The sequence below is a fragment of the Jutongia sp. genome (assembly GCF_057878315.1).
This window is the reverse complement of the sequence record NZ_DBLXSO010000034.1, coordinates 26,472-32,800: the sequence shown is the minus strand read 5'-3', so window position 1 is coordinate 32,800 and position 6,329 is coordinate 26,472. Positions and strand designations below refer to the sequence as shown.

6 protein-coding genes are annotated in these 6,329 nt (G+C 46.5%); 4 read left to right on the top strand and 2 right to left on the bottom strand.

What is annotated here, in order from left to right; translation table 11 throughout:
* Positions 1-631: 631 nt before the first annotated feature.
* The 4 genes from ACZLMD_RS09060 (at position 632) to ACZLMD_RS09045 (ending at position 3,694) form a co-directional block, all read left to right on the top strand.
* Positions 632-1,156 (top strand): hypothetical protein, encoded by a 525-nt coding sequence (locus tag ACZLMD_RS09060; protein ID WP_486818227.1) that lies wholly within the window; start codon positions 632-634, stop codon positions 1,154-1,156.
* 321 nt (positions 1,157-1,477) lie between these two features.
* Positions 1,478-2,083: an imidazole glycerol phosphate synthase subunit HisH gene (gene hisH, locus ACZLMD_RS09055; protein ID WP_022306669.1), complete on the top strand. Its 606-nt coding sequence runs from the start codon at positions 1,478-1,480 to the stop codon at positions 2,081-2,083.
* Positions 2,084-2,237: 154 nt separating this feature from the next.
* Entirely contained in the window at positions 2,238-2,999 is a 762-nt protein-coding gene (gene hisF / locus ACZLMD_RS09050; RefSeq protein WP_022306668.1) for an imidazole glycerol phosphate synthase subunit HisF, read from the top strand.
* A gap of 17 nt (positions 3,000-3,016) precedes the next feature.
* Positions 3,017-3,694: a uracil-DNA glycosylase gene (locus ACZLMD_RS09045; protein ID WP_455058254.1), complete on the top strand. Its 678-nt coding sequence runs from the start codon at positions 3,017-3,019 to the stop codon at positions 3,692-3,694.
* Positions 3,695-3,831: 137 nt separating this feature from the next.
* On the opposite strand, the gene ACZLMD_RS09040 is transcribed toward ACZLMD_RS09045, so the two are convergent.
* A complete protein-coding gene (locus ACZLMD_RS09040; protein WP_489495581.1) occupies positions 3,832-4,860 on the bottom strand; it encodes a 3-deoxy-7-phosphoheptulonate synthase in 1,029 nt (342 codons plus the stop codon).
* 173 nt (positions 4,861-5,033) lie between these two features.
* Positions 5,034-6,266, bottom strand: coding sequence for a tRNA(Met) cytidine acetate ligase (locus ACZLMD_RS09035; RefSeq protein ID WP_489495580.1), 1,233 nt, complete (start codon positions 6,264-6,266; stop codon positions 5,034-5,036).
* Between the last annotated feature and the right edge of the window lie 63 nt (positions 6,267-6,329).

Here is a 6,329-nt window from a genome sequence, read left to right as displayed (position 1 = left end):
CAGTTAAGGATATACAGAAGATATTGCATTTATCTTGCCCACAGCCGATATATCGATGGTTTAAGGGAAATGTATTACCATCGGTAGACCATCTTTATGTATTGAGCAAATTGTTGGGAATGCATATGGAAGATTTGCTTGTGACAGAGCAGGAGGATATTAGTCTTACGGAATTGTGTATAGATCGTATATCGGATCATAAATGGTTGTATGAATACCGAACTCGTTTATGTGTGAAGGAATGTGCATAGAACTGGAAAATGGAATCGGTGATGTAGAAATGGGAATATGCCAAGCTATATTATAATATTGGTATATTGTACTTATACAGTTATGGTTGGTCTGGCGGCTGACTGGTAGAATTTAATGCAGTTGTGATGGATTTGGCGGTTCATCGGTATGCCCCTAAGATCAGAGGTGAGATACTATTTTGTTATTATTATGATTATCTATGTAAGATAGAACCACAAAAACTACCAACAGCAAAGTCAAGACTTCGAGTGTGTTCATAGGGCATCATTTTAGGAAGAGAGGGAAAAGCAGAAGAACTCACAGTATATTTGTGCTTTCTAAGGTAGAATCGTATCAGATGTCGAAATATGTCTGATACGAAATTAAAAGGACGGGCTATATGAATAAAAGTGTCCGCATTATAACGGATTTGGATGGGTCTAAAATTGCCCTTATCAATGATATAAGGTTCAAGTCCAGGAAAGGGATAAATTGGAATGAGATAGAGCGGTATCTGAAAGAGTATATTGGAGAATACTTTGAAATAGCAGAAACCTCAGAGAAGATTTATATCGGTTCTGATTTCCCGGATGAGTTCAGCCACTCAAATGATACAAAGGGCTTGAAAGGTGCAAATATGAAGGCAAAGGCTAACATTACACCGGCTATTGGTGAGCTGATTCAAATTGCCTCAGATAAATCGGAGTATCCGGATTACAGTAATAAACATGGTGCTAAAGCAAAATTTGGCTGGTATCGCTATAATACAAGATTTGGGATACCTGTTTATGATGAGGAGGGCAATTTGGAACGATATAACATTTTTGGAGCGAGAATGCTTGTAAGATGTGATGCAGATGGAAAGCTCTATCTTTATGATTTGGTAAGAACCAAAAAAGAAACGAGCAAGCCGCATGAGCAATAGCTGTACGGTAGTAAACTTCGTTTCTTTCTAACATCTATAATATAGGCAAAAGTATTGTTTGTCAAGAAAAATGGAAAGCAAAAAGAAATAGTAACAATTAAATGAGCCATTGTGGAGAGTCCATCTTCATGGCGGTTTTGTTGCTATAAAAAAAGGCAAAGATAATAGAAAAAGTAAAAGGATTTGGTCCCGGAAGGTATAGATTTGTGGACTTGCAAGATTAGGATAAAACCTCACCTGTAATAACCATATCGACAACCCTCCCCGTATGTGGTACACTTTTACCATACAAAACAACGACAACAGAGGTGATATACAACAATGATAGCTATAATAGACTATGACGCCGGCAATCTGAAGAGTGTGGAGAAGGCTCTGCTTTTCCTTGGACAGGAGTGTGTTGTGACAAGAGATCCGGAGACGATCCTTGGTGCAGATAAGGTGATCCTTCCGGGAGTTGGTGCATTTGGTGATGCCATGGAGAAGCTTCACCGGTTCGGACTTGTGGATGTGATCCGTCAGGTGACAGCGGCAGGAACGCCGTTTTTGGGAATTTGTCTGGGACTGCAGCTTTTGTTTCGCAGCAGCGATGAGTCTCCGGGAGTGGAGGGACTTGGTGTTCTGGACGGAGAGATTGTTTCTATTCCTCCGAAGGAGGGTTATAAGATCCCGCATATGGGATGGAATTCTTTGAAGATCCGGGAAGGTGCCAGATTGTTTCAGGGCATTGGTCAGGATCCGTATGTGTATTTCGTGCATTCCTATTATCTGAAGGCGGATCATCCGGAGGATGTGGCTGCGACAACAGAGTATATTGTACCGATTCATGCATCGGTGGAGCATGGTAATGTGTTTGCGTGCCAGTTCCATCCGGAGAAAAGCGGAGATATCGGTCTGCAGATCTTGAAGAATTTCTGTGATCTGTAGTGTAGCAGAAACTTTAACGGATGGTGCGGATTGCGGCGATGCTGCGGATTGCAGCATTGTTATGTGGCTTTCGCAGTACCGCATCGTTACAGAGAGAATACATCATAGGAAATGACAGAGGGATGCCGTTTGACGGCACCGGAATGGAGGATATATGTTTACAAAGAGAGTAATCCCATGTCTTGATGTGCATGAAGGACGTGTGGTGAAGGGCGTGAATTTTGTTGATCTGCGTGATGCCGGTGATCCGGTTGAGGTTGGTGCTGCTTATGGAAGAGAAGGCGCTGACGAGCTGGTCTTTCTTGATATTACGGCATCCTCTGATGCCAGAGAAACGAAGATTGATATGGTGCGCAGGGTAGCTGAGACTGTGTTTATTCCGTTTACGGTAGGCGGCGGTATCCGCACGGTAGATGATTTTAAGGTGATCCTCCGCGAGGGCGCTGATAAGGTTTCTGTCAATACGGCGGCGATCATGAATCCGACGCTGATCTCGGAGGCGGCACTCAAGTTTGGAAGCCAGTGTGTTGTTGTTGCGATTGATGCCAAGCGCAGAGCAGATGGAAGCGGCTGGAATATTTACAAGAACGGTGGAAGAGTGGACATGGGCATTGATGCCGTGGAGTGGGCCATGAAAGCAGCAGAGCTTGGTGCCGGAGAGATTCTTCTGACGAGTATGGATTGTGACGGAACGAAGGCTGGCTACGACAATGAGCTGACAAGGATCATTTCCGATAATGTGCCGGTTCCGGTGATCGCATCCGGTGGAGCGGGGAAGCTGGAGCATTTTAAGGATGCATTTACGGAGGGACACGCAGAGGCAGTGCTTGCCGCATCGTTATTTCATTATAAGGAGCTGACGATCCGTCAGGTGAAGGAATATCTGCGCGATGAGGGCATTTCCGTGCGTTTATAAGAAAGAAGGACAAAGAGATGGCAATGATTACAAATGACTGGCTGGATGCGATTCAGGGCGAATTTGCCAAGCCATATTACAGGGATCTGTTTCATTTTGTAAAGGACGAATACAGCAGGGCGGTGATCTATCCGCCGGCAGACGATATATTTAATGCATTTCATTTTACACCGTTGTCTAAGGTGAAGGTGCTGATCCTTGGACAGGATCCGTACCACAACGTACATCAGGCGCACGGACTTTCGTTTTCGGTGCCGGTGGATCAGAAGGAAATCCCACCGTCACTGCAGAATATTTACAAGGAGCTTCACGATGATCTGGGCTGTGATATTCCCAACAACGGATATCTTAAAAAGTGGGCAGATCAGGGAGTTCTGTTGCTGAACACGGTGCTGACGGTGCGGGCGCATCAGGCGGCTTCCCACCAGGGAAAGGGCTGGGAGCGGTTTACGGATGCCGTGATCCAGGCAGTCAATGCGCAGGATCGTCCGATTGTCTATATGCTGTGGGGCAGACCGGCACAGAGCAAGATCCCGATGCTGACGAATCCGAAGCATCTGATCTTAAAGGCACCTCATCCGAGTCCATTGTCTGCATATCGTGGATTTTTCGGCTGCAAGCATTTCAGTCAGGCAAATGATTTCCTGAAGGCCAATGGAGTGGAGCCGATCGACTGGCAGATTGATAATGTATAGAAGAGTATCAAAAAAGGGTCACCTCATTGTGGGGTGACCCTTTTTTGATAGTGCGGATACCGTGCATCTATTGATCAGAAATGATTACAAACATCCGGCACCGCAATTTCGTTATTCTGATTTTATGGATCCGAAAATTACAGCTTTTCAGCGATATCGTAGATCAGTCGCTCAGACTCATCCCAGCCAAGGCAGGCATCTGTGATTGATTTACCGTAGATGTGCTCGGAAATCTTCTGGTTGCCCGGCTCGATGTAGCTCTCCACCATAACACCCTTGACAAGCTTCTTAATGTCGTTGGATACGTTACGGCTGTGAAGAACCTCAGAAACGATACGAGGCTGCTCAAAATACTGCTTGTTGGAGTTTGCATGGTTTGCATCAACAATGCAGGCAGGGTTTTTCAGATCCAGCTCCTGATACATCTCATTTAACAGTACCAGATCCTCGTAGTGGTAGTTTGGCATAGACTGGTCATGCTTGTTGACAGCACCACGCAGAATAGTATGTGCCAGAGGATTTCCGTCTGTTTTCACTTCCCACTGACGGTACATAAATGTGTGGCTGCTCTGTGCAGCGATGCAGGAGTTAAGCATGATGCTTAAGGTACCGCTGGTAGGGTTCTTCATACCACATGGGATATCGAAACCGCTGACAGTGAGACGATGCTGCTGATCCTCTACAGAACGTGCACCGACTGCAACATAAGAGAGAATATCAGAGATATATGGCCAGTTCTCAGGATAAAGCATCTCGTCTGCTGCAAACAGATGTGTCTCGGCAATCGCACGCAGATGCATTTTGCGCATTGCGATGATACCATCGTGAAGATCCGGTTCCTTCTCCGGATCCGGCTGATGAACAATTCCTTTGTAGCCCTGTCCTGTTGTACGTGGCTTGTTGGTATAGATACGAGGGATGATCAGGATCTTATCAGATACCTTATCCTGTACTTTTGCGAGATGGTTTATATAATCACAGACAGAATCTTCGTTATCTGCGGAACATGGTCCGATGATCACTAAAAATTTATCAGATTCTCCGGTAAAGACCTTTTTGATCTCGGCATCGCGTGCCTCTTTTAACTTCTTGTGCTCTGCCGGAAGTGGGTATGCTTCCAGTAGTTCCTCCGGTGACATTACTTCTTTTACGTAGGTTACACCCATCTTTATCCTCATTTCTGTGCTGCGGATCTAGTAGGAAGCTGTTTCATGCAGCACTACAAAACAGCCGTTTTCTGATGTGGGTAAAATACTCACAGTTTTTTATTATAACCATAAAATATGAAAATGGGTAGGGGGTAAATGAAAAAAATGTCATTTTTCCTGCGCTTTGCGTGTTAATCCTCCATAATGATAACGCCGGAATGATACTCATCCGGGATCGGGCAGCCGGTTTTATGGGAAAGAACCTGACGGTAAAGATCGGCGGCCAGAAAATCAATTTTCAGATAATCCGTGGCGCATGAATAAGGAGAGGATGCCACCTGAACCCACGCATTTGCAGGCTTTGTGATGATCGGAACTTCTGTGATGCGGCGCAGATAACTGCTCTTGGAACGGCGCATGCCGAGCAGACGCAGATACGGAACCGGCTGCATCGTACCACTGCAGACAGTGCTTGGAATCTCTAGCAGCAGCTGGAACAGACAGCGGCTGATCCGGGCGTAAGTGATATTCTTTCTCTTTAAAGAAAGGATAAAGGAATCAGCATCTTTATAGGAAGCAAGCTCCTTTTCGATGCGGTTTGCAAGTTCCGTGCTGATATCGCCGTAACCGGTCAGCGTGCCGTTCCGGCAGGCGCGGCGCAGGGCATAATAGAGCAGCAGATCAAAATCAGACAGACTGATCCCGAAGCGGTCAGGATGCCCGGCAAGCAGTTCGTATACCTCCTCAGGCATGGCGTCGGCACACTTTTCTAAGGAGGAAGCCTTCTCATAAGAATGGCGTATTGCGGAAGCTGAGGAGAATGCATCCGGTATGATATCCGTGTTATGGTAATCTTGTCCGGAGCGAAGCAGTGGAAACGGCGTCATCTCGCTGTGCAGACGGCGCACGGCCTTCAGATATTCCAGTGAGAGGATATTGTTGGCACCGGATAGAAATTCTGCCGGAAGCGCCGGAAGGCACTGACGGAGTGCGTATGCTCTGGCGGCGGGATAAGATGCACCGTTTTTTAACTGCGCCTGCAGGGCGGTTCGGAATGCCTCCGGCTCCTCAACCAGCAGATCAGCCGTTTTTTCTAATAAAGAAAGCTCCGGTGTCTCACACCCAAAACAAAAGCTGTCCAGCTTCAGTGCATTTAGAAGAGATATCCCGCCGAAAGCGAAATTTTCTGCACTTGACAGACAGTAGACGGAGGGAAGCTCAAAGACAAGATCGGCGCCCTGGGAGAGTGCCATGCGGGTACGCAGATATTTGTCGGTCCAGGCAGGGGCTCCACGCTGGACGAAATTGCCACTCATTGCCACGGCGATCACTTCGGCACCCTGGGAACGGACATAGTCAAACTGATGGCGGTGACCGTTATGAAACGGATTGTATTCTGCGATGATACCGGTAAAATTTCTCATAAAGCGCTCCTTTCCGGACAGATAAATGCGTCACGGCTCTTTGCGTACCAGTATACCACAGTT

Coding starts and splice junctions, on each gene's coding strand:
- ACZLMD_RS09045 (WP_455058254.1), top strand. CDS start 3,017: ATGGCAATGATTACAAATGACTGGCTGGATGCGATTCAGGGCGAATTT.
- hisH (WP_022306669.1), top strand. CDS start 1,478: ATGATAGCTATAATAGACTATGACGCCGGCAATCTGAAGAGTGTGGAG.
- ACZLMD_RS09060 (WP_486818227.1), top strand. CDS start 632: ATGAATAAAAGTGTCCGCATTATAACGGATTTGGATGGGTCTAAAATT.
- hisF (WP_022306668.1), top strand. CDS start 2,238: ATGTTTACAAAGAGAGTAATCCCATGTCTTGATGTGCATGAAGGACGT.
- ACZLMD_RS09040 (WP_489495581.1), bottom strand. CDS start 4,860: ATGGGTGTAACCTACGTAAAAGAAGTAATGTCACCGGAGGAACTACTG.
- ACZLMD_RS09035 (WP_489495580.1), bottom strand. CDS start 6,266: ATGAGAAATTTTACCGGTATCATCGCAGAATACAATCCGTTTCATAAC.